Genomic DNA, 26,731 nt, shown 5'->3' on the forward strand with positions numbered 1-26,731 from the left:
CTACTCGGCATCCAAGGTGAAACCGACTTTAATGGTCACCTGCCAATGAGCAATCATGCCCGCCTCAATATGACCACGGCTATCAATCACTTCAAACCAACGTAGATGGTGCAATGACTGACTGGCCGCAGCGATAGCATTACGAATAGCATCATCAGAGCTGATGGGCGACGAACCTGTGAGTTCAATAATCTTGTAGACATGACTCATAAGTAAACTCCTCAAGCATGGGTGACCCTTTCAGTATAGTCAGCGTCACCCAAGCTGTTAGCCCACCATCAGCCGCGCTGCTTAGCCTAAGCGACGGCGCAGTTCACGGGCAGCATTGACCATGTTGCGCAGTGCTGGTTCCACCTCTTCCCATTGGCGAGTTTTCAGACCGCAGTCGGGGTTGATCCACAACTGGCGTAACCCGATACGCTCAGCGGCTTTCTCCATCAGCGCGACAATCTCGGCTTCGGTCGGGATGTTAGGTGAGTGGATGTCATATACACCGGGGCCAATTTCGTTCGGATATTCAAACGCTTCAAACACATCCAGCAACTGCATCTGTGACCGACTGGTTTCAATAGTGATCACATCAGCGTCCATGGCAGCAATCGCGGCGATGGTGTTATTGAATTCGCTATAACACATGTGGGTGTGGATCTGCGTTTGATCTTGTACCGCGCTGGCACTCAAACGGAAAGCTGCCACCGCCCAATCCAGATAGTGCTGCCAGTCACTCTGTTTCAACGGCAAGCCTTCACGGAATGCCGGCTCATCAATCTGAATGATACCGATACCCGCTTGTTCCAGATCTGCCACTTCATCGCGGATCGCCAATGCCAACTGATTAGCTACCGTTTCACGCGAAATATCTTCACGGCAGAATGACCAATGCAGAATAGTGACCGGCCCAGTCAGCATGCCTTTAACGGGTTTATCGGTAAGACTCTGCGCATAAGTCGCCCAGTCCAATGTCATCGGTTGTGGGCGGCTAACATCAGCGTAAATCAATGGCGGTTTAACGCAGCGAGAGCCATAACTTTGCACCCAACCATATTGGGTAAAGCCGACGCCAGCGAGCTGTTCGCCAAAGTATTCCACCATGTCGGTACGTTCCGCTTCACCATGCACTAATACATCAATGCCCAGCTTCAGTTGTCGTTCGATGGTGTCTTTGGTGACCAACTGCAGTTGCTTCTGATATTCCGCCGCAGTCACCTCGCCTTTGCGCCAACGGCTACGCAGATGCCGTACCGCTTGAGTTTGTGGGAAGGAGCCGATGGTGGTGGTTGGCAACAGCGGCAGTTGCAGCTTTTGCTGCTGTGCCTGCTGGCGTAACGTAAACACGTTGTGACGCTGGAAATCTTGTGGCGTGAGCGCGTCTAAACGGGCCGCCACCTTAGCATCGCGTGATTGCTGCCGCTGTTGACGCAGTTGCTGGCAACGTTGGCAAATAGCTTTAGCGTCTGACGATAACGGCTCATTCAGCAATAAGCGCAACTCTTGTAGTTCCACCAGCTTCTGCTTGGCAAACGCCAGCAGCGCTTTGAGTTCAGGAGCTAATTGCTGCTCCACGGTGAGATCCACGGGCGTATGCAGTAATGAGCAACTCGGTGCTAACCAGAGGCGGTCACCTAATTGATGGGCGTACGGTGCGAGAGTTTCCGCCAACAGATCTAGCTCAGCGGCCCACACGTTACGGCCGTTAATCACCCCAGCAGATAGCACCTGCCCCGCGGCTAATGAATCCGCAAACAACGCCAACTGTTGAGGTTCTGCCACGATATCCAGATGTAACCCTGCCACAGGCAAGGCACTGACCAACGCATGGTGATGAGCAATCGAACCATAGTAACTGGCAAGTAGCACCTTCACTGGCGCGCTGTGCAACTGTAGATAACTGCTGCGTAGCGCTTGTTGCCACTCGGCATCTAATTCCAACGCGAGGATTGGCTCATCTAACTGCACCCAAGTCACTCCAAGGGCGGCAAACTTAGCCAACAGTTGTTCGTAAGCGGCAAGCAGTTGCGGTAACAAATCGAGTTTATTGAATTTGCTGCCGACGGTTTTTGCCAGATGTAAATAGGTTACCGGCCCCAAAATCACCGGTTTAACTTGATGGCCTTGAGCAATCGCCTCGGCAGCTTCCTGCCACAACTGCGGCCAACTCAAATTAAACTGCTGCTGTTCCGTCAGTTCCGGCACAATGTAGTGATAGTTGGTATTGAAGAACTTTGTCATCTGCGCCGCTGGCGCTGGCGTACCGCTTGGTGCTCGGCCACGTGCTACACGGAACAAGGTATCGAGATCGATATCGCCCTGCAGATGTCGAGCAGGCAGCACGCCAAAGGTAGCGCTCAGTGTCAACACATGGTCGTAAAAGGCGAAGTCCCCTACAGGCAGCAGCTCAACGCCAGCATCAGCTTGCCATTGCCAATGAGTACGACGCAGATCGGCGGCAATCTGTTGTAACTCTGTCTGGTTGATCTCTTCACGCCAATACTGCTCTAGTGCAAACTTTAATTCGCGTTGGCGACCGATGCGGGGGAACCCCAAACTATTTAACTTCATGCTGCCATCCTTCTGATAGGTAATGTAAAGGCCAAAATTCAACTTTTAGGCGTCTGGACGTCTAGAAGTTTATTGTGGTAGGCTGCACACATTCAAACGAATTGCTTTCAACGACAACATGAGCAGGATTCAATAGCATGGGAATGATTGAGCTGCGCCACCTGAGAACCGTATTAGCCTTAAAGCAGACTGGCAGTCTTGCCGCTGCCGCCAGCAAATGCTTTGTCACTCAGTCGGCGTTATCACATCAGCTAAAAGAGTTGGAGTCGCGCATTGATGCTAAGGTCTTTGTGCGCAAAAGTAAGCCGTTGGCTTTTACCGATGAAGGCTTAAAGTTAGTGGTATTGGCCGAAGATATTTTGCCAAAGGTAGCAGCCACTGAGTCACAACTTAAAGCCGCCACCGATAGCCAATCACCACTGCGTATTGGCATTGATTGCCACAGCTGTTATCGCTGGTTAATGCCAGTGATGGCACAGTTTAATCAGCAGTTTCCGGATGAGCGTCTCGATCTACTGAGCCGTTATTCATTTGATGCGTTAGATGCGTTAGAGCAAGGCGAGCTGGATATGGTACTCACCTCAGATCCAGTAGCTAACAGCGCGTTGCATTTTGAACAGCTATCAGAATTTGAAGTGAAACTGGTGGTTGGTAAAGACACTGCCTTAGCGCAAAAAAACTATGTCACGCCAGCACAGCTGGCCGGACAGACGATTATCAGTTATCCAGTGCCCTTGTCTCGCTTAGACCTAGTGCAGTATTTTCTTGCACCTGCGGGAGTAACCCCTGGGCCGCAAAAGACCTGCGATCTAACCAACGTATTACTACAACGCATCGCTTGTGGTGAAGGAGTGGCTGGAATGCCAAGTTGGTCGCTCACTGAGGCTCAAGGGCTAAGTTTAACCAGTGTGCGTTTAGGAGAACACGGCTTATTTCGGCCGCTGTTTGCTGCTACTCGTGCGGGTAAGCATGCACTGCAGCAGCCAATCATGCAGCGCGTCATGCAGTTAATTGCCGACGCGACGGCCTCGCCGATTACAGCGGATTAAGCAACAAACCACGCATAGATAAAATACGACGTAACACCAACCCGGGTGAATTGGCATCGCGGGTTTGACGCAAATTATGAGCAATCATAAATTCATGCTGTAAATCGTCATCCAATCCAAGCGATTCAAACGCTTCCAAGGTCAATGTTTGCTGCTGAGTATCAATCAGATTTTTAATGATGCTCAGTGGGAAACATTGCTCAGCATCTGCATTAAGATAAGCAAATGCGGTGAGCGCAATGATCTGGCCAAATACACTAAACAGCGCCAAGGTTTGCACTTCATCGGGGTCGATATTGACACCTTGCATCTGGTGCAAGCTATCCACCGCTTCAATGGCAATACTTTCAGTCAAACGCCAATAGCCCTGTACCAACTTACGATACGGCTGCGGCAACTCATCAAGACGTTCTTTAAGGTAGAAAGTAAAAGCATAGCGATAGATATTCACTTGCCCGAGGCGGATCAGTGCATCTTTCAACGTACGATTAGCGGTTTGCACTGTGGGGGCGGCCGCGTTATTACTGCGCCACAACAGATGAGCAGCTAACGCAGGATCAGTCGAGACAATATCAATAACATTACGAATGTCGCCATCAGCAATGATGGCCTTTTTCAGCGGAATCAAGGTGGCACGACGGCCAATCACCTGTTCTTCATTTGCGATGATTGCGCGTACCTCAATTAAAACCTGCTGTTCGATCTCTGTCATGGCGATCTTAACCTATTGTTTCTTCCGTAATTCAAACCTGCTTAGTATGGCAGGAATTTACCCACAAAACGCCCCTAAGGGTCAAGATGATTAAATCTATTTTAGTAATACTCTATTCCGAAAAAGCGCCTTCTTGCTGCAGTTTGCTGAAAATTTGTTGCGCCAACTGCTGATAGCCATCGGCATTAAGATGTACCGCATCTGATTTTAGCTTAGGTTCGCGTAATAATTGCGTCAGATTATCCTCCAGCAGTGGCAACTGATATTCATCGGCAAGCTCACTGTAGATAGGCGAAGGCGCGAGAAAGAGGCTTTTTTCGGGAACAGCTAGCAACAACACATCAATGCCACGGCCTTTGACCTCGGCAATCATTGCGGCTAAATTTTGTTGCATCTGTGGCAACGACTGATTGCGCAAAATATCATTACCGCCTTCCAGCAGTATGACTAAATCGGGTTGGGTTTCATCCAACACCTCCAGTAAGCGTTGTAATCCCTCACTGGTGGTTTCACCGGAAATACCGGCATTGATGACTTGGCAACCGCAAAGATGAGCCAGTTGCGCCGGATAATCTTTACCAGCTGACGCACCGACACCCGCCGTCAAACTATCGCCAAACGCTAATACCGTGGCGTTAGTGTCCAGCGGTGGCAGACTCGGCTTAGAACAACCGACAACAGCGGTAAGCAGAAGCAGCACAACCCAGCGCATAGTTCACCTTGGAATACTTATGAGCTGCCATCATGCCGTAAAAAAAGCCGCGCTTACAAGCGCGGCTTTATTGATTTCGCAACAAATTGTTAGAAGTGATAGCTCACACTCAAACGCAGCGCACGACCCGCACCTGAGTAGTAGCTGTTGCCCCAACTGCTGTAGAAGCCAGCGCTGGCATACTCTTTATCGAACAGGTTATCGGCCCGTAAGCTGGCACTCCAGTTCTTGCGAGTGTAATTAATTGCCACGTTAGCTAACCAGTAGTCGTCCAACTGGTCGTCAATATTGGCGTTATCGCCTTCAAGGTAACGTTCGCCGAGGTATTGCCCTTCGACATAGAACTGCCACACATCATTCAGATCATAGCTGCTGTAGATGCGACCAGAGTGCTTAGCCACCCAAGAGAGTTCATTACCGTCGTTGTCGCCGTTGGTAAATTCCGCGTCGATGTAGTTGTATTCAGCACCGACATCCCAACCTTGTAGCACTTGCCAATCACCAACGATACTGCCGCCGTAACGACGCGATTCGTCAGCATTGATGTTAGCACCGGCAAACGCACCGCCTACTGGCATTTCGGCACTGTTGTCGTAGACAATTTCATCTTTCAGCGCCAAGCGATACAGGCTCAATTTCAGCTGATATTGGTTAGCAACCAGATCCCAGCCAGCTTCAATAGAATGGCCTTTTTGTGGTTTCAATCCCATCACGCCCGGAGAGGTGTACGCCTGTTCATCCACTTTGGCAAAACGGAAGTTCTGATCCGCACGCACATAGAAACGTTGACCTGCCACTGGACGGTAGTTCAAGCCGAGTTCCAACGCGTGCGCATGCTCATCTAAATCAACACCCTCGGGATAGACAGCCGCATCCACCAGCTCATCTTTCACGTGGGCGTAACGGCCACCAATCACATACTCTAAGGTGCTGCTTAGCGGTACCGTTTGTTGCAAATACACGCTTGCCAAGGTTTGGGTGTTATTACGATCGGTACCGAAAAGGTCAAAATCTGCTTTACCACGATGTAAATCAGCACCCAAGACAATGCTTAGTGGGCCGTTATCGGTTTGATATTGCCCCAAAGCTTTAGGATTAAGCTCCAGCAGTGAACGGGTATTTTTACCTGGGCTGCCCCAACTGACGCTGCTCACAGAAGAATCTGAGTAATTCAGATCGCCCGCTAAGCTCCAGTGCTCGCTCACCTGCTGCTGCAGATGTGCCCGCCAAGCATCGGTGGTTTCGTGGATATAATCGCCATCTTGGAAACTGCTACGAGGATCGGCTTCAAACTGTTCCAGCGTTAAAGACCCCGGTGTTTCCTGTTTATTATCGTAGTAGCTACCTTCAACGAAGAACTGACGCTCGCCATCATCATATTGAACGCGCGCCATTACTGAGCCAGTTTCATTGGCATTGTTGCGGCGATAGTTGTCGCTTTCGTTGTAATCAGCTGCGGCAAAGTAGCGCCATTCATCGCTGATTTTACCTGCGATGTCAGCACGGCCTTCATAAGTGTCGTAGCTACCGGCGGATAAGGTGACATTGCCACCAGCGGCATTTGGTGCTTTGGTGATGATGTTAATCACACCGCCAACTGCTTGATCACCATAGAGCACGCCAGCACTACCGCTAAGGATTTCAACCCGCTCCACTTGATTCAATGGAATGGCTCGAATACTCGCCGCAGCAATGTCGATGTTATTCAGACGGCGACCATCAAGCAAAATCAGGGTGTTATTTGCAGCGCTTTCTGCGTTAAAACCGCGCATGGCAAACACTGCGCCGTTGTTGCTATCAGAGATCTGAATGCCAGCACGACCGCGCAATACATCGGTCAGGTTCGTGGCCCCCGAGGCGGCGATCTCGCTGGCATCAATCACGGTAACATTAGCGGCGAGATCGAGTGGCGTTTCCAGTTGGCGGCCAATAACCACCATCTGTTCATCAGTCGTTTGTGTATCTGCCAATACAGGCAGAGAAGTCGCCGTCGCACACAGTACAGCGAGAGAAGTCAGTTTGAATCCCATTTCCTTTTGCTCCTGAAGGGAAACGGGGCATGGAGGCCACGGCGAGGAAAATTCCAGCCCATTTCGCGATCTGCCCACCGAAATACGCGAAATACCTAAAGGGCCGGTCTCCGGACTTTGGCTGTGCGAACGACAGTTCGCCCGAATCCCACTGGTTTAACGCTTAGCGCGCGTGGGCTTCTTACCATTTACCGTTGCGGGGGCAGTGTTGGATTTACACCAACTTCCCGATTATCCCGTGCTGTACGGGCACCACAAAAGGTTGACTAAATAACTATGTTAATCCCATTTGGGACGCGCATTATAGATATCTAGGCGGCTAAAAGTCCAACGCTATCCATAATGTGATAACAAAAAAGGTAAGTCATTGACTTACCTTTTCTTTTAAATCTTAAATTAGCCGTTTATGCCATAGTAGCAGCAATATCGCCGTTATCACCTTTTGGGTTTTCACCAAATTGGTTGGTGCCTTGCTCGCTGTCTTGGCACAAGAATACCAACAGTACGATCCAGCCCAGAATTGGGATAAGTGCAATCAGCTGCCACCAGCCTGATCGGCCTGTATCATGCAAGCGACGTGCAGCCACGGCGATGTTTGGGATGAACGCTGCTAAGCCATAAATTGTACCGAGCAATACGCTTCCCAATGATGCATCAATCACCTGCAAGATGATTGAAACAATAAAGCTAAATAAGGCAAACATCCAGTAAGCCTTACGGCGTGCGCGGCCAGTAAAATCAGCATATTTTTTAAATGCGTCGATGTAATATTCCATTTATTTCATTCTCCATTGGGCAGTTGCTTGTTGCTCTGCGCTCATTATTAAATTACTAACATGTACAATCCGATGCACATGGGAGCATAACATAACACAATCATATGCATAGCGAACCCTTAGCGGATGTAAACTGTAGACATATTATGTCATATGCGCAACTTTTAATCGTAACTCCTGTTTTTTAGATAAAAAATCAGTCTTTAAATTCACCATGCAGATTAAAAACCGCGATGGTGTTGCGAGAGCACTAGCCAGTAAAATTGAAAGCCACTGAGCACTAGCTGGTTGGAAAACACCGACGGCGCCCGCCCGGTCCACAGATCTTCCAGCATCAACGGATCAACGTAGGCACTTTGTCGCAGAATATCTAACTCTATGCGCTGCGGCTCCGCTGACAGGTTGGCAATCACCACCACTTTGTCAGACGGATTGGCATAGTTGTAACGCACGTAACTAAATATTGCTTCGTTGCCTAATTCCAACAGCTCACGATTATTGAAATCCGCAAAGGCATCGGTTTGCTTACGCAAAGCGATGAGTTTTTGCATATCGGTAAATAGCTGGTGTTGGATAGTACCGGGTTGGTGGCGTTGCTCCATCACATCCCAATTGAGCTTAGGACGATGTAGCCAACGACTATCCGCCGACTTATCTGTATCGCGCTCGTAGTTGTAGTCATTGAGCGTGCCCACTTCGTCACCGTAATACAACAGCGGGATGCCCCCAAACGACATAATTAAGCTGTGCAGCATCACTATGTGTTTATGACTATTACGCACCAGCAAGTCATCGCCCGCTTCAACGCCAGCTTGCAGGCCAACCAACGATGCCAATGAGCCAGAAATTCGTGCATCACCCGTTTTTTCATTCTTACCGAAGGGGCGTCCGCGCGCGGAGCTATTGGAAAACTCACCGGTAAAATAATCCACCAAGAACTTGCGGTGCATCGGCGGGTTGTAACCGATGAGACCAATATCCCTGTCGTCAAAACCGAAACCGATATCATCATGGCAACGCAGATAGTTGAGCCACGTTGCTCGCTCTAACTTAGCGGGTAAGCTTTTCAGCCCTTGCGTGAGTAAACGGCTGTTTTTGGTAGCGACGGTTTCCCACAACAGCGCCATAAACGTTGCGTTGTAAGCAATATCGCATTCCTTGGCGACCACGGCATCCTCACCAAAGTATTTGATGATTTCCGAGGGTGCCACAATCGCTTCTGCGATAAAGATCAGCCCTGGCGCGACCACCTGACAACAGTCTTTGAACAGCTGTAGCACTTGGTGGGCTTCTGCTTCATTTTGACAAGGCGTGCCAATTTTCTTCCATAGAAATGCCACCGCATCAAGCCGCAGTACATCAACGCCTTTGTTGGCCCAAAACAAGATCACATCCAGCATCTCAATAAATACTTCGGGATTGGTGTAGTTCAAATCCCATTGGTATTTGTGAAACACCGTCATCACCCATTTGTTGATCTCGTCACTCCAGGTGAAGTTACCGGGGTCAGTTTCTGGGAAGACTTCCGGCATGGTTTGTTCAAACATGTCGGGAATGGTGCGGTCATCAAACATGTAGAAGTAGCTTTGATACTTGGCATCGCCCTGCATCGCCTTCTTCGCCCAAACGTGTTGATCTGAGGTGTGGTTGACCACAATATCGAGCGCGATTAATGACTCTTGTTGATGCAGCCCATCAATAATCTGCTGCAAAATTTTGTTATTACCCATGCGCGAGTCAACTTTACGAAAGTCACTCACTGCGTAACCACCATCACTCTTGCCTTCGGGACATTCGCAAATCGGCAGAATGTGCACCATGTTGACCCCAAGCTCGGCAAAATAGTCCACTTTGTCACGGAGGTCAGCCAAGTCTTTGGCAAAGCCATTGGCATACATCGCCATACCGACCCATTGTTGATGCAGAAACCAGTTATGGTCGGCTTCACGCTGGCGGTCCACTTGCTTGAGGTGAGTATCGCGTTCAATGTAGTTACGTGCCATCACCTCAACTAAGCGCTTTAGCTGTTCATCAAAATCACTTCGGTTACCATATAACTTATTGAATAATGAATAGATTGCGTAAAAATTAGCCCCGAGCCGGCTGTAGAAGAAGCGCAGATCCTTGGCTTCTATGGCAGGTTTAAGTTCATCGAGGATACGGTTCAGCAGGGTATGGGAAACCTCTTCATACATAGTGAGTACCTTGTCCTAGAAAGTTAGCGCATGCCCCAAAGGCATTTAAAATCTCCATAAATCGCGGGGTTATCAGACACCGCGCCCTGTTGCGTTACAATGAAGCCAGCAAATTGTTGCGCCCGCTCAAGTACCGTTTCCCATTGCCAGTTATTCAACATGCCGAGAATCACAATGGCGGAAAACGCATCGCCAGCGCCAACGGTATCCACCACTGTACGCGCTTGTGGCGGTAAGCTATGGCTTACAATTTCGCCCATTTCATCGACCAAGAATGCGCCGTCAGCACCTTGGGTCACGATCAGATTGGCAATGTTGTTGGCTAGCTTAAAGTTACGCGCGAGTTCTTTTAACGCCTCTTGGTCTTGAGGCTCAAACTCGGCGGCTGACAGCAATATTAGCTCTTGCCGATTTAATTTGACGCAGTGACCACCGTGAACTTCAGAGCGAACCCAGTCTAACTCCCACCAGGGATCACGCAGATTGACATCAATAAAGGCTCTTTGCCCAGGCCATGTGCGCAGTTTCCCTAGCGACTCGCGGCTGGTTGTACAGCGAGCGGCCAAGGTACCATGGTAAAACAGATGCTCGCCACTGGGCACAGGTAACCCTCGTGGATCGATATGATCATACGCAGCATCCAACACGATATCGTATTGCGGTTCCCCCTCCTCGAAGGTGACGGCCACACGTCCGGTTTCATGCTGTACATCAACGGCAACACTCTGAGTATCCATGCCCCATTGCTGCATTTTAGCCAAAATCTGTTGGCCACCTTCATCAGCGCCAACAGCGGAGATAAGTTTAGGATTGGCACCAAACGCCTGCAGATGCCAAGCCACATTAAAAGGCGCACCGCCCAACATCGGCTCACTATCAGGGAAGCAATCAAACAACACTTCGCCAAATATATAGATGGGTAGACACTCGTTCATTCTGCTCTTTGCTCCACAGTTAACCATCGTCGAAGTTGCGGATAGAAGTGCAACAACCCCTCAATAATACCCGCGCTATAGTTGCCATTGAGTCCAAGGGATTCGTCACCTTGAGCCACCCACAGCTGTTGTTCGACGTTTTGGTGTTTACTTAATCGTTTGGCTTGTTGCACTACCTCTGGCAACGCATTTTTAACCACCACGGCCGGATAAGGACTAGCCAACACATCCAAGTCATTACCACTATCGCCGCTGAAAAACACCTTATCAGCCTTGAGGTGTAATTCCATCACGAGAAAATCAATAGCGGCACGCTTACCAGCATTGGCGGGTAATAGATCCACCAGCCCTTGATCGGCGGTTTCATCAATACTGCTCACCACATTAACCGCATACGGCACACTCGCTAGCCGCTGCTTTAATATGCCTAGCTCGTTGGTGAGTTCCGCAGCGGGCGATACTTGATAACTCAGCTTAAACGGCTTTTGTCGTGCGGGCTCTTGCAGTTCCAACTGGGCAAAATCCCCAAGCTCACGCGCTAACCAATCAGCATTTTGCTCTGGCCACCCCGCCTGCAAATAACTGACCCAAGCTGCTAGCGGCTGATAGCCATCGTCACTGCGTTGGTAAATCATGCTGCCGACGTCAGTAATGGCAAAATCCGGCATCGGAAGTTGATACTCATCAATGGCTTGCTGCATCAAGCCGATATCTCGGCCACTGACATAGGCAAGTCGCATACCGGCTCGCTCAATTAAACTTGCCAGCATAGCGCGTGCGTTGGGCGATTCCGCTTGCTCACCATTGGGTAGCAACGTGCGATCTAAATCAGTACACAGTAGTTCAGGCACAACAGACTCCTGCTTCCTCTTCAAAGAAGTGATAGTGTTCAATCGCTTCTAATATGCCTAACGCATTGGGTTGGGTGGCATAGAAGATCGTATGATCTTGCTGCTTGCCCGAACTCAGCGGTTCATGGGCGCGGTTACTGACAATGACCGATAAGGTATTGCCGGTGATCATATCTTCATCTGATCCCGCCCCAGCAGCGACTAACACTCGCTCTAATGGAATGCCCCAAATCGATGCTACATAACGCAATGCTAATCCCTTAGAAACGCGCGCGGGCGTGATATCGAGGTTTTGCCCTGCGGTTAAGAACACATTGACGCTCTGCTCCTCTTGTCGCAGTAGCTTCATGATCTTGTCTCGGGTCAATGAGTCCTGGTAGGCGGGTGCCACGTGGAAGGAGATTTTGAACTTACTCTGCTCCGATTCATCCTGCAGCGTTAGCCCTTCCACTCGCCGCAAAATACGGCGAATGGCGCGCGGGTTCCAATCGTGGTCAACGTGCTCTTCCCAATCGGTACTTAGCTCTAATTCGCGACCGTAATGGATCTGCGAGCCTAAGCTAGAGATCAAAATATCGGGTTTAGGGATGCGATATTTCTTCAGCACTTTCAATACCGAGTCGAGGCGACGGCCAGTAGCGATACCGAATGCCACGTCCTTGCGGCGCTCACGCAACATCTGACAAAACTCGCGCAAGCCGGTGGGGTTACTCAGTAATGTCTTATCAAGATCCGACACAATTAACCGATCTGATAAACGCGATGCTTTGACAATTTCAGGCGACACTTGCTGTGGGACATGCGCCGCCACCAACGGCTTAATCTGTTTGAGGTAGGCACGTGCATGGGCATTCCAGCTATATTTCAACGCCACATTTTTAATACCGTTGGCGGAAAATGTACGCCACATTTCGCCATCTAGCAGCAAGGTTTTCATCGCATTGCCTAGCGCTCGCGCATTGAGCGGGTCGATCAACAATCCGGCTTCGCAGTTCTCTACAATATCGAGCGGGCCACCATTCTCGGTGGCCACAAATGGCAAGCCAGACGCAGCGGCCTCCAATAGCGTCAAACCAAAGGGTTCAGTTAATGCGGGGTTGATAAACACTCCGCGAGAGTTAGCGGCCATACGATAGATAGCAGGGACTTCTGACGGCAGATGTTTCTTGGGAATTGCCACTTTACCGTACAGATCGTAATAGTCGATCAGCACCAGCAGTTCGGACATCACTTCCTGCGCGCCGTTGTCCATCTCGCGGATGTCATCGCGATTACCTGCCACAATTACGAGGTTGGCCATCTCGCGTAATTCGGGCGATTCACCATAAGCCTGTACCAGCGTGGCAATGTTCTTGCGAGGATCAGGCCGTGATAATGCCAAAATCATCGGCTTATCAGGCTCGTCCAAAAAACGCCGTACAGCACTGGTGATCTGTGTGGGTGTTTCGCCGAGTTCTGGTGGATGAAATAAGCTAAGGTCAGTTCCTGGGGGGATAACGCGCATGCGCTCGGGCGAATAAAAATCATATAACTCGTATTGGGATTCAATCTCTTGACGGGTACTGGTAATCACCAGCGAGGCGTTAGCCAGTACCTGCTCTTCGGCCTCTATGCGATACCCCATGTTGTAGCGTTTTTCGACATTCTTCGAGGTCATGCCCGATGCCATCAAACGCTTACGCTTATCGCGCCCCAACGAGTGCCCTGTATGAACCAATGGAATCCCCGATAAATGGCTAATTTTGGTCGCCACATAGCCCGCGTCAGCATAGTGGCTGTGCACTACGTCAGGCATACGGTCTTGCTCATGGAAAAAATCTAGTAAGTTATCGGTGAAAGCATCGAGGTGTTCCCAAAGCTGCTCTTTGGGAAGGTATTGTTCAGGGCCGCAATCGATACGGACAATTCGTGCACCTTCGGCGTCAAGAGGTTCTATCTCTGAGGAGTAATCGCAATCGATCCTATCATCAAGCACTCGACGAGTGATCAAGTCAACTTTTGCGACATTGGGCTGTCTGGCTAATGCATTAGCTAAATCAACCACATATTTGGTTTGACCACCGGTATCGGCGTCACGCCCGAGTTCTAAATTTTTACTGCGTATTAATCCGTGGATACTGATCAGGGCGATATAAAGCCCCGGTTCTTCCTGTTGTTGTAGCTGCATAGACATCTTCTCCGTAAGATGAGCCGATTATCCTGTCAGGTATTCAACCTACAACGCTGAGATTTTAGTTAAGTTAAATGACCTGGTTCGACTACTATTCCAAAAAGGTTCTGACAGCGAAGGACTTGGCAAACGAGTCCCAAAAATGACAGAGAAAATAAGACAATGTACTCCTTCACGTCTCAACTGATTATTGTCGCGATTGAACGGAAGCACAAAAAATAAACAGCTGCTAGCTGCTTTTTCAACCTACCACAAGATGGCCGTAATACCAAATCGATACCACATTAGTATCACTGCTATGACAAGTGCTGGTGAATTATTTGTTTAAATAAGAATGATTAATTATCAGAAAGTTACTGTCATTGACTGTCGAGGAATACGCAGTGACGCCAGGAGTGACGCTGCAACTAATGCGCTGAGTCAGACATCCGGCAACGCTGAATTGATGCCAGCCAGAGAGGCTGGCATCAAGCAAAGATGATTAATTGCTGTTGGTATTGAAGTAAGGCACAGTGCTGTTAGGCAGCATAGTGCTTGGCAGGCGGCCATCCCATTTTTCGGCTTTAGTCAGCTCAATCAAGTTTTGGTTTTTCGCTAACGCTTCTGCTCGGCTCTTAATCGCCGCCGCTTCCGCTTCACCTTTAATGCGAATCGCTTCGGCTTGCGCTTTAGCGCGTGCTAGTTGTGAGTCAGCTTCCGCTTGCGCTTTGGTCACCGCAATTTGCGCTGATACGCGTTCTTTCTCTAAGTTTTGTTTCTGCGTTTGCACTTCAACTTCAGCGCGCATTCTATCTTCGACAGATTTTTCGTAAGCACTAGAGAAATCGATATTTTCAACTTGCACTGACGTGATTTCGATTGGACCTTTGATACTCGATTTCAGCGCATCGCTGACATCAATGACAAACTTCATCCGCTCTTGCACGGCAGAGATTGCGGTGTATTGACCAAAGATATTTTCAATCTGTGTTGGGACTTGGCGGTCAACTAGACGCTCAACCATTGCATCGATGCTTTTAAAGTTGGCGTAAACGTCTGCCACTTTAGTTTCGGGTACGCGGAAGGTTACCGAGGCACGAATAGTTGCTGGCTGTTGATCACGGCTATATGCCTGTAAACGTTCGTAACTTACGGTATGCGTTTGGGTGGAGATTTTCACCACTTTATCGAACAGTGGCATTTTAAAACTCATGCCTGGTGCAGCGGTACCAATAATCTTGCCGTTACGCAGATGCACGCCACGTTCACCTTGGTCAACGGTATACCAGCAGCTAAAGCTCAATCCAAGCAGCACTAAAACCACGATGATGCCAACGATAGCAGTAATAGAGGGACCGGAAGAGATCTTGGTAGGCAGAGCCATAATTAATTCCTTTGGGTAGATATCCTAAAAACGTGTTACGTGCCGTCGCTCAAACATTTTAATAACAGCACGCTGTATAAATCGGCGGCAAAAATAACATATTTTCGTCACAAAACGGCAGTTTTTATTCAATTAGCCTGTTTCACTCGCGGTACGACATTTTGCGTTCTGCATCACTAGCCGCGTTAACAGACATGGCTCGGGCTCACAGACCACTCCGAGGTAAAACTAAGCCAATAAAAAAGAGCACCGAAGTGCTCTTTTAGCAGGACGTAAGCTTAATGCTTATTGTGCTGCGGCGTCAGTTGCTGCTGGCGCATGAAAATCTAACAATTCTACTTCAAATTCCAGTGTAGAGTTGGCTGGGATAACATCACCCATGGCACGTTCGCCGTACGCCAGTTCTGCTGGAATAACAAAACGGAACTTAGCACCTTTAGACATCAGTTGCAGCCCTTCAGTCCAACCTGGAATCACACGGTTCAGTGGGAATTCAATTGGCTCGCCGCCATTTTTCTCAGTGCTGTCAAATACAGTACCGTCGATCAGCTTGCCAGTGTATTTCACTTTTACAGTGTCTTCAGCTTTTGGTGAATCACCAGAACCCGCTTGCAGTACTTCGTATTGCAGACCAGATTCTGTAGTTTTCACGCCATCTTTGGCTTTGTTTTGTTCCAAGAATGCTTTACCAGCGGCTTGGTTTTTCTCAGCTTCAGCTTGTGCTTGAGCTTGACGTTTTTCGTTCACAGATTTATCCAACGCTTCCAGCGTAGATTTGATTTCGTCATCAGTCATGGCTGAGTTGCCGTTCAAACTTTCAGTGAAGCCGGCTACGATGGCGTTTTGGTCAACATCAAACCCCATCTCTTTTTGTTCTTTAACGTGTTGCGCTACATAACGTCCCACAGAAGCACCGATACCATAACCCTGTTTCTGCACATCTGTTTTCAGCTCTACTTTGGCAGCTGCCGCGTTAGGCTCTGCAGATTTTTCTTGATTGCAAGCAGTCAGGCCAACTACAGCCAGGGCTACCAATGAGTATTTCAACATGCTCTTCATTCAATTCTTCCTTAGGACGTTTAGGCAATTATGAGTAACCTACAATGTAACTAGCGGCCCACTCTATAACAGTTAACTTGTTTGTACAAAATGGGATATTCTCACTAAAGGAGGCTAGTCAGCAAATGGAACCTCTGGCAACAGACCAGCAAAATGGGTAAGAGTTCATGAATTTGCTTCGATTGCTCAAAATTTCTACCACACTCGCCATCTTCTGCCTGTTATTTGCCTGCGCTCCTTCAGGAGACCCGATTATCAACCTCGACAACAGTGGCCTATATAGCGCCGCATTAGCCGAAGATGGGTCATTAGCGCTGATCAGCAGCAGCCAACAGATCACCTTATGGGATGTGAGCACAGAACAACCCAAGTATCAATGGTGGCAAGGCGAACGCCGCGACAATGTGATAGCGGTAGCGCTGTCAAACAACAGCCACTTCGCTGCCACGCTCAGCCGTAATTCAGTGGTATTGTGGAACACTGGCGATGGTCAAGCGCTCGGCTGGTGGGAAATCATCGGCCAAGCACAAAGTGTGTCAGTGGCAAATGATGGTCAATTATTAATTGGGCTAACAGATGCCAGTGTGCTGTACTTGGCCCCAGATCATCAACGACTACTCAAGTTTATGGGGCACCAAGAAAAGGTGAATAGTGTTGCGCTCTCTAGCGATGGTCGCATAGCCCTTACTGGTGGTAATGGTGCCGAAGCGATCCTATGGCGCACCAGCGATGCTAAAATATTACAGCGGTGGCCAATGGATTCACGCATTCTGCAAACGGCATTATCGGCGGATGGCCGTTTGGCCTTTGTCTCTGATAGCTCGGGCCACGGCGTCATTTGGGACATTACCAAGCAGCAGCGTATCAGTAAGTTAAATATTCGACGTCGCCAAATGAACTTTACCGCAGCTCGCTTTATCCAACAGGATACTCAGCTACTGACGGGAACCCCTGATCGCGAGTGGCAGCTGTGGCAAGTCAGCAACGGAGAAAAATTGCGCAGTCAGCGTGTAGCCTTGCCTGCAAAGCCGCAACCACCGAGCGCTGTGGTTTATGCTGTGTCACAATGGCGTGATAATAGTATTCAGGCCATCAGTAGCAGCGGTTTGCTGGAACGATGGAACCATCCATAACCGAGGACAGCATGGATCCAATTAACCAACGTGTTGAAGAGTTAGAAACCAAGTTAGCCTTTCAAGAGGCCACCATTGAAGAGTTGAACGGCGAAGTGATTGCACTGAATCGTGTTGTGGCAGAGCAGCAATATCAACTGCAATTGATCGTCACCAAGCTTAAAGCAATTGAACCAAGCAATATGGCCACTCAAGCAGAAGAAACCCCGCCGCCACATTATTGATGGAGGATTTGCCATGTTAACCATAGCGACATACGGCGAAGCAGTATTACGACAGGTAGCTGAGCCGGTAACCGTATTTGATAATGAACTGCACCAGCTTGCCGAGCAGATGCTACAAACGATGCAGCAAGCAAACGGCGTCGGTATAGCGGCGCCGCAAGTACATCGCTCGCTACAGCTATTTATCATGGCATCCAATCCCAATCCGCGTTATCCAACCGCGCCAATTATGGCACCCCAAGTGGTGATCAACCCACAAATTTTGCAAGTGTCTGAGCAAACGGTCATGGGCGAAGAAGGCTGCTTATCCATTCCACAGCAGCGTTGCCAAGTGGCGCGCTATCAGTCGATAGAAGTCAAATACCAAGACCTGTCTGGCGAATGGTACCAAGAGCGGTTAGAAGGCTTTATTGCGCGGATCTTCCAACACGAGTTTGATCATCTCCAAGGCATTACCCTCAAAGAGCGTGCAACGGAAGCATGATAATGTCCTACGGCATCACCAAAACGCTCACCAAGTTATTGGGTTGCGGCTGGCTCATATTATCCCTGTCCGGCTGTGCAGTGAGCGGCTTACTGACCAGCTACCCTAACGAGATGGCGTCAGTTAAAGAGCAACTTAATAGCGGTAGCGCCAGCAGCGTCGTACCGCAGCTGACCGACAAGATGAAATCATCTAACCCGTTGCTATACGCGCAGGAAGCGGGACGAGCGGCGCAAATTACCGGTGATTTTGCTGGCAGTATTGCGTTATATGACCGCGCGATCAACGGCTATGTGGCACTCGATGAACGTGCCAAAGTCAGCTTATCGCACGTGGGTGCAAACACCGGCAGCTTGCTGGTCAATGACAAAGTGATTCCATATGAGGGCAACCTCAGCGAACGCATTTTGCTGCATCAATATCAAGCACTCAATTACCTGTTCAAGGGCGATAGCACCGCAGCGCAGGTGGAGATGCGCCGCACCAACGAGCTGCAACAACTGCAGCAGCAACAGCTGGATCAACAGAGTAAAACCGCACAACAACTGAATAATGGTGAAATCAGCGCCGAAGTCAGCCGCTTAAAGTCGATTGGGGATACACCGCTCAATGGCGGCAGCTACTATGTTACGGGCTTGCTGCACGAATTATTCGGTCAGCCTAACGATGCCTACATCGACTACCGTAAAGCCGCCAACGTCCTGCCAGATAATCCGGTGCTACAACAGGCGTTATTGCGTTTGGCACAATCGCTGAGTATGCCGCAGCTTGAAGAATTTACCCAACGTTGGGGTAACCCTGTACAGCCAAAATCCAGCCAAGGACGCGTAGTCTTAATGCTCGAACGTGGCTTTGTTACACCAAAAACCAGCTTTACTCTGCCATTGGTGATTGATAACAGTGTGGTCAGTCTGTCACTGCCCACCTATCGCGAGCCGGGGCTGTTACCTGCGGTACCGGCCACGCTGTTTGGCAGTAATACACTAAGCTTTACCCCATTAACCCAATTCACTCAGATAGAAGCGGCTGAACTGAGTGATCGCCTGCCATTCATCTATACTCGACAAGCAGGTCGCTTAGCCGCCAAAGCCATGTTAGCGCATCAAACTCAGGGCGAAAGCACAGGTGCCTTACTTGGCAACGCGTTGATGCAGATATTTAATGTGGTTACCGAGCAAGCAGATTGTCGCAGTTGGCTAACACTACCAGCCCAGCTAGATTTGCTTGATAACTTTACCGAACAAGGCCAATATCAACTGCACTATGGCGACTACCAACAACCTGTCACAGTTCAGGCAGGTAGAACAACCTTGGTGTGGATTATCGATACTGGCAATCTGACGCGTTTTTACACAAAATTGCTATGAGTACGGAATATAGGAACGGATATGAAACCTTCTAAGTTGATCTTTATCGCCGCTATGGCGTTAGGCCTTTCAGCCTGTCAAAGTAAAGTAGAATACGGTGACGCGAACGCAGTGGAAACCGTAAATGAAAACTTCGGTTCAACCGATCTGCAAGCCATTACCGACAAGATGGTCGATAGCATGTTGACCACCCCGTCAGTGATTGTGCTGTCGGCTAACCAACGCCCTATTCTGTTTGTCGATTCGATTAAGAATAAGACCTCTGAGCATATTGATACTGAATCAGTCACTGACTCAATCAGCACTAAGTTGCTGCAATCCGGTAAGTTTCGCTTTATCGACATGACCAAAGTAGATGCGGTACGTAAACAACTGGATTATCAAAACAACGCGGGTATGGTTGATCCATCAACCGCCATTAAATTTGGCCGCCAAATCGGTGCGCAGTACATGTTGTACGGCAACCTTTCAAGCATAGTTAAACAAAATGGTAGTACCAAAGATGTGTACTATAAGATGACCATGCGTTTGATGGATCTGGAAACTGGGCTGATTGAATGGGCTGACGAGAAAGAGATCCGCAAAGAGCGTTCAAAGACCCTATTTGGGCTATAAACGTAACGGAATAAACAACAAAAGGGCGCGATATTTACCGCGCCCTTCTATTAAATTCAATCCACCGCTAAATGCATTTACAAGATTGCTCAACAATCCGACCGTCTTCAGTAACCGTTGTGCAGCGTTCAACTTCATCCCCTGCACACTGCACAGGTCTTAGCGAAGAGCTAGATCCCGGCAACAATCCCATATTTTGAGATAAATAAATACGAGTATTGTTGGTCAGATCTTCCTTAACCAGTACAGAAAAAGATTTTTGGGCAAGAAACTCTGGATTGTTAGCTAAAAAATTATCAATTTCTTGCGATGATAGGGCCAACTCCGTGGCGTTTGAAGTAGCTGTTATCGCCAACATTCCGACTAGCCCCAGCAGCACTCTTTTTGATAAAACGTTAATTCCCATAACACCTCCATGTTGATTGAAAATTAAAATTAACACCGCAAAAAAACAAAAACAACATCATTTATATTTCAAATGTAAAAAGCTCCTGAGAGAGATTGTAACACTTCTGTTTTGGCCTAGCGTCCGATTTAGCGTACCTTATGCCACTGACAACAGATCTTCGGTTTAACAAAAAGGACATCAGCGTGAACTCGCTTCCACAGATGATTAAAGGCAGTATGATGCTGCTAACACTGGGATGGCTTACCGCGTGTAGCACCACCAATACCGCGACGCCTCCAGCCCGCGAAAGCCAAGCTTTCCTTACTGAACAGCAAGCGATGGCGCGCTCAGCCCGCGTCAGCGACGTCAGCTATCAACTTAACTTCCACTTAGATGGTAGTGAACGTTTTAGCGCGACAACCGACCTGAGCTTTCAGTTAAACGACACCAGTACCCCACTGACTATCGACCTAAACAAAGCCACCATTACCCGCTTGGTGATTAACGGCCAAACGCTGTATCCCAACTACAATGGTCTGTTCTTATCGATTAGACCAGCCATGTTGAGCAGTGGCAGCAACCAGATCCACATTGAATACAACCGTGCCCACTCCACCAACGGTGAAGGCTTGCATCGCTTTGTCGACCCAGTTGATGGCAAAGTGTACCTGTATTCTCACTTTGAACCAGCTGCTGCGCAGCAGATGTTCCCAGTGTTCGATCAACCCGATCTGAAAGCAACCTATACCTTAACCGTATCAGCGCCGAAAGATTGGCAAGTGATCAGCGCCACGCGTGAAACCTCAGTGGAAGATCAAGGCGACAGCAAATTGTGGCACTTCCCGGTTAGCCCTAAGCTGAGCCCATATAACTTCGCGATGCACGCTGGTCCATACCATATGTGGCAGGACAACAGTGGCAAATATCCAATGCGCCTGTTTGCCCGCCAATCGGTCGCTAACCAAGTACGTCCTGAAGACTGGTTCAAATACACCGACTCAGGTCTGCGTTTCTTTGATGACTACTTCGGCATTAACTATCCGTTCAAAAAGTATGATCAGATCTTAGTGCCTGACTTCCTTTACGGCGCGATGGAAAACGCGGGTGCGATTACCTTCGCTGAAGGCCGTTTTCTCTATAAAGCGGAAATGACCGCCGCGCAGAAAGAGATGCTGGCTGGCGTTATCATGCATGAAATGGCACACCAATGGTTTGGTGACCTCGTCACCATGAAATGGTGGAATGGCCTGTGGCTAAACGAAAGTTTTGCCTCGTTCATGGGCACGATGGCGACTGCCAAAGCCACCGAGTTTGACTATGCTTGGCGCAGTTTCTATGCTGGCGGCAAACAAAGTGCTTATCTCAAAGATAGCAAGGTCACCACCCACCCGATTGAAGTCCCGGTACCAACCACAGCTAACGCCTTCGATAACATTGATGCCATCACCTACCAAAAAGGCGCATCAGTGCTGAAGCAGTTACGTCACCTGCTGGGTGATGAAGTGTTCCGTAAAGGGGTACAAAACTACCTGCATCAATATCAATGGCAAAACGCCACCCTGCAGGACTTTATCGGTAGCTTAGCCAAAGCCGCTAACCGCAACTTAGATCAGTGGACCAAAGACTGGCTCTACACTGAAGGCGTGAACACCCTGCAAGCGCAATACACCTGTAGCAATGGTGCTATCGACAGCTTTAAGTTGTTGCAAAGCCCTGCTGAAACAGGTCAAAGCACACTGCGTGAGCAAAAAGTACAAGTCGCGCTGCTGGTGAAAGGTCGTCATGAAATGCACCTAGTGCAGAAAGTGCCTGTTACCTATCAAGGTGCTGAAACTGACGTGCCAGGATTGATTGGCGGCGAGTGTCCCGATCTGGTTTATCCAAACTATGAAGACTGGGGCTTTGTTAAGGTGCAACTGGATCAACGTTCATTCACCACTGCGCAAAACCAACTGTCAACAGTGAACGACCCCTTCTTGCGTTCAATGCTGTGGCAAAGTCTGTGGGATAGCGTGATGAACGGCAGCCTGCCGCTGAACAACTATCTCGATACAGTATTTGTTAACCTGCCACAGGAACAAGACTACACCATCATTGGCCAAGTGCTAGGCACACTGCATACCAGTAAATATTGGTTAGCCAGCATGCAGCCGCTGCATCAAAGCTACGGTGAAAGTGCGGTACGTGCCATGGCACAAATGAGCTTACGCTTAGCGATGGAAAACACCGGTAATAGTGATAAGCAACGTCGTTGGTTTAATGCCTACGTGAGTTTTGCTAGCGATGATGTATCGCTATCACACCTCAAGCAATTGCTATTAGGCCAAGCACAAGTTGACGGGATTACGCTCGACCAAGATTTGCGTTGGAGCATCATCTATCAGTTGAACCGTTATGACTTTACTGGCAGCAAACAACTGCTGCAAGCAGAAGCGAAAGCTGATCAGTCAGATACTGGTATCAAAGCAGCGATTGCCGCCGAAGTGGTGCGCCCAGACGCGAATATTAAAACCCAGTGGTTTGATAAGATCGTCAACGACGCGGAGCCATTCCCGAAACTGCGTATTGCCATGAACAGCCTCTATCCAGCCGAGCAAGCACAACTGCAGCAAAAAACCGCCGCAGCACGTTTGCAAAGTTTGGCTAAGATTGACAGCAGCAAAGGCGCAGTATTTATGCGTTCATACGCACCGGCGATGATCCCTCGCGACTGTACCAATGCATCAGTAAACGAGTTACAGCAAGCCATTAAAGCTAACCCTAACTTGTCGACCATCACCATGCGTACATTGCAAGAGATTGCCCAAGAGGAACAACGTTGCGTACTGGTCAGCGCTAGCATGACCAAATAAGCACTCGCTTGTACTAAAAAAGCAGCTCGTTTGAGCTGCTTTTTTTGGGCTAAGTCGATGCAGGCGTTGTCAGTGTTGGTGGCGCTTCATCCGTCTCACTCTTCACCGCCTCAGCAATTTCAGCTATGTGCTGGTTCAATTTGGCATTCATCACCACCACCGTTTCACCGATTTTATCTTGAATACACTGGCGGTTGTTATCCCAGTAAATCTGCAAGAAACCTAACAAACCCGTGGTGACCCCCGCACCATAGCCACCATAACGACCAAACGCGCCCCACAGTGTTAGCGGTTCGCCATTGAGGCGCACCACGCGCAGTCCCAATAACTTTTTACCTGGGGTTTGACCACGCAGTAACGCGGTAAACAGCGTGAAATACAGTGCGCCCCAACTGAGCCCTAACCCCAGATCGGCAATAATCCCCTTGGCCCATTCAATAACTGAATGCTGTACCGAGGTTTCCATTTTGTCATGTTCAGTTGCCAGCGCTGCCACACACGCATCCGATAAAGACTCATCTTCAGCCCCCACGGTGTTTGGCGTAGTGGTGTTTGCTTCAGTCACTTTACTACTATCCGCAGCCACAGGTATGACAGTGTTTGGCTCAGCCGCTTTGCTACTATCCGTAGCCACAGGCGTTGCGGTGACGGTTTCGCTGGCCGGAGTGTCGGGTTGTGCGGGCTCATCATCCACGATCTGCAACGTCAGCGCGATTTTCCCACTTGAAGTGTCAGACTCGGTTTGCTCGGTTGCGGGGGCTTCGCTGGCAACCGTTGCGTCCTTCGCTTGAGGGGCAACGCCCGCCATCAACTGCGCCGCATATTGTTGTTTCTCCGCCGCTGAAAGAAACGCGAGCTCATCAAACAATGAGGTCACTAACTCTCGCCGCGTGCCGGGTTTATCAGGATAAACGGCATCAAGCTGCTCTTTCATAAACGGCAGCTTTTCCTCAACACAGACTTTATTGCTACAGTCATCAAGTTTGGCGGCGGTAATGACCATCGCCGCAGTATGAGATAACTGCTGTAATTGGCTGACTGTTTGCTCGGTGTCGCTACTGTCATCGCTCTCATCATCTAAGTAAGTACCGACAAGCTCAAGCACCACCACAAAGATGACTAAGCTCCCCACAAACCGCAGCCAACGCCGCGCCCATGCAGACACCACCTGATCGTGCCGTTTACTTAATACCCACGTACCAATGCCGGCCAATAAGGCGATCCATATACTCGGCACGCTACTTAACAGAGCCACCAGCGTCAGATCCAGCAATATGGCGACGCCTCGTCGCCAAGGCCGCGCCAGTGGCATACCGACTAATTCTGGCGCAAGTTTGAAAGCAAATGGTGTCACAATCGCACGAGTTTCTTTACCAGCGCGCCATGCTGCCAGCGCTGACTGATAGTGTTTATCCTGAGCGTTCACGCACAAATTCCTTATGCTGCAAAAAATGTTACTTCGTCATTCGAGATACGGTAAAAATCATACCGCAGCCCAGTTATCAATAAGTAGTATTTTTGTAAACATTTTTATGCAATTAACGCGGCATTGTGGTAGACATGGCAAACGGAAGTGCGTGACAGACATAAAAAAAGAAGCACCGCAGTGCTCCTTAATTCAATGAGTTAGCAATAACGATTAAACAAACAAATCGCGAATATTGCGCAGATCGCCTTTACCTTCAGTGATCTCTTCTGGGGTTAAACCAGACACTTCATGCGGGAATACCAACCACTCATCAGAGGAGTGAATGAAATAATCGGGTTTCAACGGTACCGCGGTGTTCTTGGGCTTGTAATATGGGCAAGCGATACGGATATCTTTTGGCAAGTTCAAACGCATGGTTTGCGCCAGCTTCTCTTTCAGCGCATGCACGCTGCGACCAGAGTCAAACACATCATCAACAATCAGCAGGCCATCATCGGCGCCGGCGTTTTCAACAATGTAGTGCAAGCCGTGCACTTTGATCTCTTTGCTTTGTTTGTCAGTGCCAATGCCGTAGTAAGACGAAGTACGCACCGCAATATGGTCGGTTTCAACTTTCTTAAAGTCAAAATATTCTTGTACCGCGATACCAATCGGAGCACCACCGCGCCAAATCCCCACAATGAATTGTGGACGAAAGCCACTTTGGTAAACCTGTGCTGCTAGGCGGAAAGAATCCTCCAACAGTTCCTGAGCAGTGATAAAGCGTTTTTCGATCATCGTAACGACCCCGAGTGATATCCAATGAAAATCTGCCGCAGAATGCGGTGAACATGATGGTTGAACCACCATTAACTGTTGGCCGCGAATTCTAGCGCAAATCTGCCTCGCGTGCTGTGGTTTATCAGCCCACTTTTGTGAGTCATTACAAATTTAGTGCAGCTTTCACTGAACAACGACATTTGTTTGCGGCAAATCACATCACGAAATTGCATTTATTGCTGCGGCTCGTAGAATTGAGCTTCCCAATTTTTAGGTCATCAGTTAACCATGAGCGAATTGATTAAAGCCGTGCAAAGCCGCTACACCTGTAAAGCTTATAACCCCACTAAAAAGATCCCTGCCGAGCATATCGAACAGCTTAAAACCTTGTTGCAGTTCAGCCCATCATCCGTGAACTCGCAACCGTGGCATTTCATTGTGGCAGCCAGCGACGCGGGCAAAGCCAAAGTGGCCGAAGGCACCGCTAACTTTGCCTTCAATACTGACAAAATTCTCAAAGCGTCTCACGTCATCGTGCTCTGTACTCGACAAGATCTGAACGAGCAGCATCTACTGCAGGTGTTGACGCAAGAAGCCGCCGATGGCCGAGTGACTGATGAAAAAAGCAAAGCGGCGATGCACCAAGGCCGCCAATTCTTCGTCAATATGCACCGCTTTGAGCTGAAGGATGCGCAACACTGGATGGAAAAACAAACCTATTTGGCACTGGGCACTTTGCTGTTAGGCGCTGCGTCACTAGGCATTGATGCCACCCCAATCGAAGGCTTTGATGCCACAGCGTTAAACCAAGCGCTGGGGTTACGTGAACAAGGCGTTAACGCCAGCGTGATTGTGGCCTTGGGTTATCGTGATGACAGCGACTTCAACGCCAAGTTACCTAAATCACGCCTGCCACAAGCTGAAATCATTACTGAGATTTAAGCGAGCTGCCAGCAGTTATTCGCGCCCTTGAGGATGGCTAGATGCTAAGCGCTGAGGAATCCCCTGATGATTTAGATAAAAATCATCAAATTAAGGTAGATGCGCATCTTGTCATGTGATCAAATGA

Annotated in this window: 23 protein-coding genes and 1 riboswitch; of the genes, 8 read left to right on the top strand and 15 right to left on the bottom strand. The window is 49.0% G+C overall.

The genetic code is table 11. The features are described from left to right. Window positions 1-210 carry a dodecin gene (locus tag ACN0TT_RS12850; RefSeq protein ID WP_238898110.1) on the bottom strand — a complete coding sequence of 70 codons (210 nt, stop codon included), beginning with the start codon at window positions 208-210 and terminating at the stop codon, window positions 1-3. Between the two features lie 81 nt (window positions 211-291). Continuing rightward, window positions 292-2,559, bottom strand: coding sequence for a 5-methyltetrahydropteroyltriglutamate--homocysteine S-methyltransferase (gene metE / locus ACN0TT_RS12855; protein ID WP_417762555.1), 2,268 nt, complete (start codon window positions 2,557-2,559; stop codon window positions 292-294). Window positions 2,560-2,702: 143 nt separating this feature from the next. Here metE and ACN0TT_RS12860 point away from each other — a divergent pair, with 143 nt between their 5' ends. After that, window positions 2,703-3,608 (top strand): LysR family transcriptional regulator, encoded by a 906-nt coding sequence (locus ACN0TT_RS12860; RefSeq protein WP_417762580.1) that lies wholly within the window; start codon window positions 2,703-2,705, stop codon window positions 3,606-3,608. Here the strand turns inward: ACN0TT_RS12860 and ACN0TT_RS12865 are convergent. The 10 genes from ACN0TT_RS12865 to fkpA form a co-directional block, all read right to left on the bottom strand. Further along, window positions 3,595-4,320 carry an HDOD domain-containing protein gene (locus ACN0TT_RS12865; RefSeq protein ID WP_417762556.1) on the bottom strand — a complete coding sequence of 242 codons (726 nt, stop codon included), beginning with the start codon at window positions 4,318-4,320 and terminating at the stop codon, window positions 3,595-3,597. The two genes, ACN0TT_RS12860 and ACN0TT_RS12865, sit on opposite strands and share 14 nt — an antisense overlap. A gap of 112 nt (window positions 4,321-4,432) precedes the next feature. Beyond that, complete coding sequence (locus tag ACN0TT_RS12870; protein WP_417762557.1) at window positions 4,433-5,032, bottom strand: arylesterase; 600 nt, start codon at window positions 5,030-5,032, stop codon at window positions 4,433-4,435. 89 nt (window positions 5,033-5,121) lie between these two features. Next, a complete protein-coding gene (locus tag ACN0TT_RS12875; RefSeq protein WP_417762558.1) occupies window positions 5,122-7,062 on the bottom strand; it encodes a TonB-dependent receptor in 1,941 nt (646 codons plus the stop codon). Window positions 7,063-7,145: 83 nt separating this feature from the next. Next, window positions 7,146-7,334: riboswitch (cobalamin riboswitch) on the bottom strand. A 132-nt stretch (window positions 7,335-7,466) separates the two neighbouring features. After that, on the bottom strand, window positions 7,467-7,838 hold the full coding sequence (locus ACN0TT_RS12880; RefSeq protein WP_417762559.1) for a DUF805 domain-containing protein: 372 nt from the start codon (window positions 7,836-7,838) through the stop codon (window positions 7,467-7,469). A 221-nt stretch (window positions 7,839-8,059) separates the two neighbouring features. Further along, window positions 8,060-10,033: an alpha-amylase family protein gene (locus ACN0TT_RS12885; RefSeq protein ID WP_417762560.1), complete on the bottom strand. Its 1,974-nt coding sequence runs from the start codon at window positions 10,031-10,033 to the stop codon at window positions 8,060-8,062. Window positions 10,034-10,056: 23 nt separating this feature from the next. After that, entirely contained in the window at window positions 10,057-10,968 is a 912-nt protein-coding gene (locus ACN0TT_RS12890; RefSeq protein WP_417762561.1) for a PfkB family carbohydrate kinase, read from the bottom strand. Beyond that, a complete protein-coding gene (locus ACN0TT_RS12895; protein ID WP_417762562.1) occupies window positions 10,965-11,819 on the bottom strand; it encodes an HAD-IIB family hydrolase in 855 nt (284 codons plus the stop codon). The genes ACN0TT_RS12890 and ACN0TT_RS12895 overlap by 4 nt, the downstream gene beginning before the upstream one ends. After that, window positions 11,812-13,986, bottom strand: a complete 2,175-nt coding sequence (locus ACN0TT_RS12900) for an HAD-IIB family hydrolase (RefSeq protein ID WP_417762563.1) — start codon at window positions 13,984-13,986, stop codon at window positions 11,812-11,814. The genes ACN0TT_RS12895 and ACN0TT_RS12900 overlap by 8 nt, the downstream gene beginning before the upstream one ends. Before the next feature lie 484 nt (window positions 13,987-14,470). Further along, window positions 14,471-15,352 (bottom strand): SPFH domain-containing protein, encoded by an 882-nt coding sequence (locus tag ACN0TT_RS12905; RefSeq protein ID WP_417762564.1) that lies wholly within the window; start codon window positions 15,350-15,352, stop codon window positions 14,471-14,473. A 285-nt stretch (window positions 15,353-15,637) separates the two neighbouring features. After that, entirely contained in the window at window positions 15,638-16,411 is a 774-nt protein-coding gene (fkpA, locus tag ACN0TT_RS12910) for an FKBP-type peptidyl-prolyl cis-trans isomerase (RefSeq protein WP_417762565.1), read from the bottom strand. A gap of 167 nt (window positions 16,412-16,578) precedes the next feature. On the opposite strand from fkpA, the gene ACN0TT_RS12915 reads away from it, so the two are divergent. The 5 genes from ACN0TT_RS12915 to lpoB are packed head-to-tail and all read left to right on the top strand — an operon-like array spanning window position 16,579 to window position 20,234. Further along, entirely contained in the window at window positions 16,579-17,544 is a 966-nt protein-coding gene (locus tag ACN0TT_RS12915; RefSeq protein ID WP_417762566.1) for a WD40 repeat domain-containing protein, read from the top strand. Between the two features lie 11 nt (window positions 17,545-17,555). After that, entirely contained in the window at window positions 17,556-17,768 is a 213-nt protein-coding gene (locus tag ACN0TT_RS12920) for a SlyX family protein (protein ID WP_417762567.1), read from the top strand. A 13-nt stretch (window positions 17,769-17,781) separates the two neighbouring features. Then, window positions 17,782-18,252, top strand: coding sequence for a peptide deformylase (def, locus tag ACN0TT_RS12925; RefSeq protein ID WP_417762568.1), 471 nt, complete (start codon window positions 17,782-17,784; stop codon window positions 18,250-18,252). A gap of 2 nt (window positions 18,253-18,254) precedes the next feature. After that, a complete protein-coding gene (locus ACN0TT_RS12930; protein WP_417762569.1) occupies window positions 18,255-19,619 on the top strand; it encodes a COG3014 family protein in 1,365 nt (454 codons plus the stop codon). A gap of 21 nt (window positions 19,620-19,640) precedes the next feature. Beyond that, entirely contained in the window at window positions 19,641-20,234 is a 594-nt protein-coding gene (gene lpoB / locus ACN0TT_RS12935) for a penicillin-binding protein activator LpoB (RefSeq protein WP_417762570.1), read from the top strand. 67 nt (window positions 20,235-20,301) lie between these two features. Here the strand turns inward: lpoB and ACN0TT_RS12940 are convergent, their stop codons facing one another. After that, a complete protein-coding gene (locus ACN0TT_RS12940; protein ID WP_417762571.1) occupies window positions 20,302-20,640 on the bottom strand; it encodes a hypothetical protein in 339 nt (112 codons plus the stop codon). A 203-nt stretch (window positions 20,641-20,843) separates the two neighbouring features. Here ACN0TT_RS12940 and pepN point away from each other — a divergent pair, with 203 nt between their 5' ends. Further along, entirely contained in the window at window positions 20,844-23,474 is a 2,631-nt protein-coding gene (gene pepN / locus ACN0TT_RS12945) for an aminopeptidase N (RefSeq protein ID WP_417762581.1), read from the top strand. 49 nt (window positions 23,475-23,523) lie between these two features. Here the strand turns inward: pepN and ACN0TT_RS12950 are convergent, their stop codons facing one another. Both ACN0TT_RS12950 and ACN0TT_RS12955 read right to left on the bottom strand, forming a co-directional pair. Further along, window positions 23,524-24,900, bottom strand: a complete 1,377-nt coding sequence (locus tag ACN0TT_RS12950) for an RDD family protein (protein ID WP_417762572.1) — start codon at window positions 24,898-24,900, stop codon at window positions 23,524-23,526. Between the two features lie 213 nt (window positions 24,901-25,113). Continuing rightward, on the bottom strand, window positions 25,114-25,680 hold the full coding sequence (locus ACN0TT_RS12955) for a phosphoribosyltransferase (protein ID WP_417762573.1): 567 nt from the start codon (window positions 25,678-25,680) through the stop codon (window positions 25,114-25,116). 270 nt (window positions 25,681-25,950) lie between these two features. Between ACN0TT_RS12955 and nfsB the strand changes: the two genes are divergently transcribed. Next, a complete protein-coding gene (gene nfsB, locus ACN0TT_RS12960) occupies window positions 25,951-26,604 on the top strand; it encodes an oxygen-insensitive NAD(P)H nitroreductase (protein ID WP_417762574.1) in 654 nt (217 codons plus the stop codon). Window positions 26,605-26,731 lie beyond the last annotated feature (127 nt).

Source organism: Shewanella sp. (assembly GCF_048265805.1).
GTDB lineage: Bacteria > Pseudomonadota > Gammaproteobacteria > Enterobacterales > Shewanellaceae > Shewanella.

Excerpts from the sequence above, each read along its gene's own strand:
- ACN0TT_RS12850 (WP_238898110.1), bottom strand. The coding sequence starts at position 210 with ATGAGTCATGTCTACAAGATTATTGAACTCACAGGTTCGTCGCCCATC.
- metE (WP_417762555.1), bottom strand. The coding sequence starts at position 2,559 with ATGAAGTTAAATAGTTTGGGGTTCCCCCGCATCGGTCGCCAACGCGAA.
- ACN0TT_RS12860 (WP_417762580.1), top strand. The coding sequence starts at position 2,703 with ATGATTGAGCTGCGCCACCTGAGAACCGTATTAGCCTTAAAGCAGACT.
- ACN0TT_RS12865 (WP_417762556.1), bottom strand. The coding sequence starts at position 4,320 with ATGACAGAGATCGAACAGCAGGTTTTAATTGAGGTACGCGCAATCATC.
- ACN0TT_RS12870 (WP_417762557.1), bottom strand. The coding sequence starts at position 5,032 with ATGCGCTGGGTTGTGCTGCTTCTGCTTACCGCTGTTGTCGGTTGTTCT.
- ACN0TT_RS12875 (WP_417762558.1), bottom strand. The coding sequence starts at position 7,062 with ATGGGATTCAAACTGACTTCTCTCGCTGTACTGTGTGCGACGGCGACT.
- ACN0TT_RS12880 (WP_417762559.1), bottom strand. The coding sequence starts at position 7,838 with ATGGAATATTACATCGACGCATTTAAAAAATATGCTGATTTTACTGGC.
- ACN0TT_RS12885 (WP_417762560.1), bottom strand. The coding sequence starts at position 10,033 with ATGTATGAAGAGGTTTCCCATACCCTGCTGAACCGTATCCTCGATGAA.
- ACN0TT_RS12890 (WP_417762561.1), bottom strand. The coding sequence starts at position 10,968 with ATGAACGAGTGTCTACCCATCTATATATTTGGCGAAGTGTTGTTTGAT.
- ACN0TT_RS12900 (WP_417762563.1), bottom strand. The coding sequence starts at position 13,986 with ATGCAGCTACAACAACAGGAAGAACCGGGGCTTTATATCGCCCTGATC.
- ACN0TT_RS12905 (WP_417762564.1), bottom strand. The coding sequence starts at position 15,352 with ATGGCTCTGCCTACCAAGATCTCTTCCGGTCCCTCTATTACTGCTATC.
- fkpA (WP_417762565.1), bottom strand. The coding sequence starts at position 16,411 with ATGAAGAGCATGTTGAAATACTCATTGGTAGCCCTGGCTGTAGTTGGC.
- ACN0TT_RS12915 (WP_417762566.1), top strand. The coding sequence starts at position 16,579 with ATGAATTTGCTTCGATTGCTCAAAATTTCTACCACACTCGCCATCTTC.
- ACN0TT_RS12920 (WP_417762567.1), top strand. The coding sequence starts at position 17,556 with ATGGATCCAATTAACCAACGTGTTGAAGAGTTAGAAACCAAGTTAGCC.
- def (WP_417762568.1), top strand. The coding sequence starts at position 17,782 with ATGTTAACCATAGCGACATACGGCGAAGCAGTATTACGACAGGTAGCT.
- ACN0TT_RS12930 (WP_417762569.1), top strand. The coding sequence starts at position 18,255 with ATGTCCTACGGCATCACCAAAACGCTCACCAAGTTATTGGGTTGCGGC.
- lpoB (WP_417762570.1), top strand. The coding sequence starts at position 19,641 with ATGAAACCTTCTAAGTTGATCTTTATCGCCGCTATGGCGTTAGGCCTT.
- ACN0TT_RS12940 (WP_417762571.1), bottom strand. The coding sequence starts at position 20,640 with ATGGGAATTAACGTTTTATCAAAAAGAGTGCTGCTGGGGCTAGTCGGA.
- pepN (WP_417762581.1), top strand. The coding sequence starts at position 20,844 with ATGATTAAAGGCAGTATGATGCTGCTAACACTGGGATGGCTTACCGCG.
- ACN0TT_RS12955 (WP_417762573.1), bottom strand. The coding sequence starts at position 25,680 with ATGATCGAAAAACGCTTTATCACTGCTCAGGAACTGTTGGAGGATTCT.
- nfsB (WP_417762574.1), top strand. The coding sequence starts at position 25,951 with ATGAGCGAATTGATTAAAGCCGTGCAAAGCCGCTACACCTGTAAAGCT.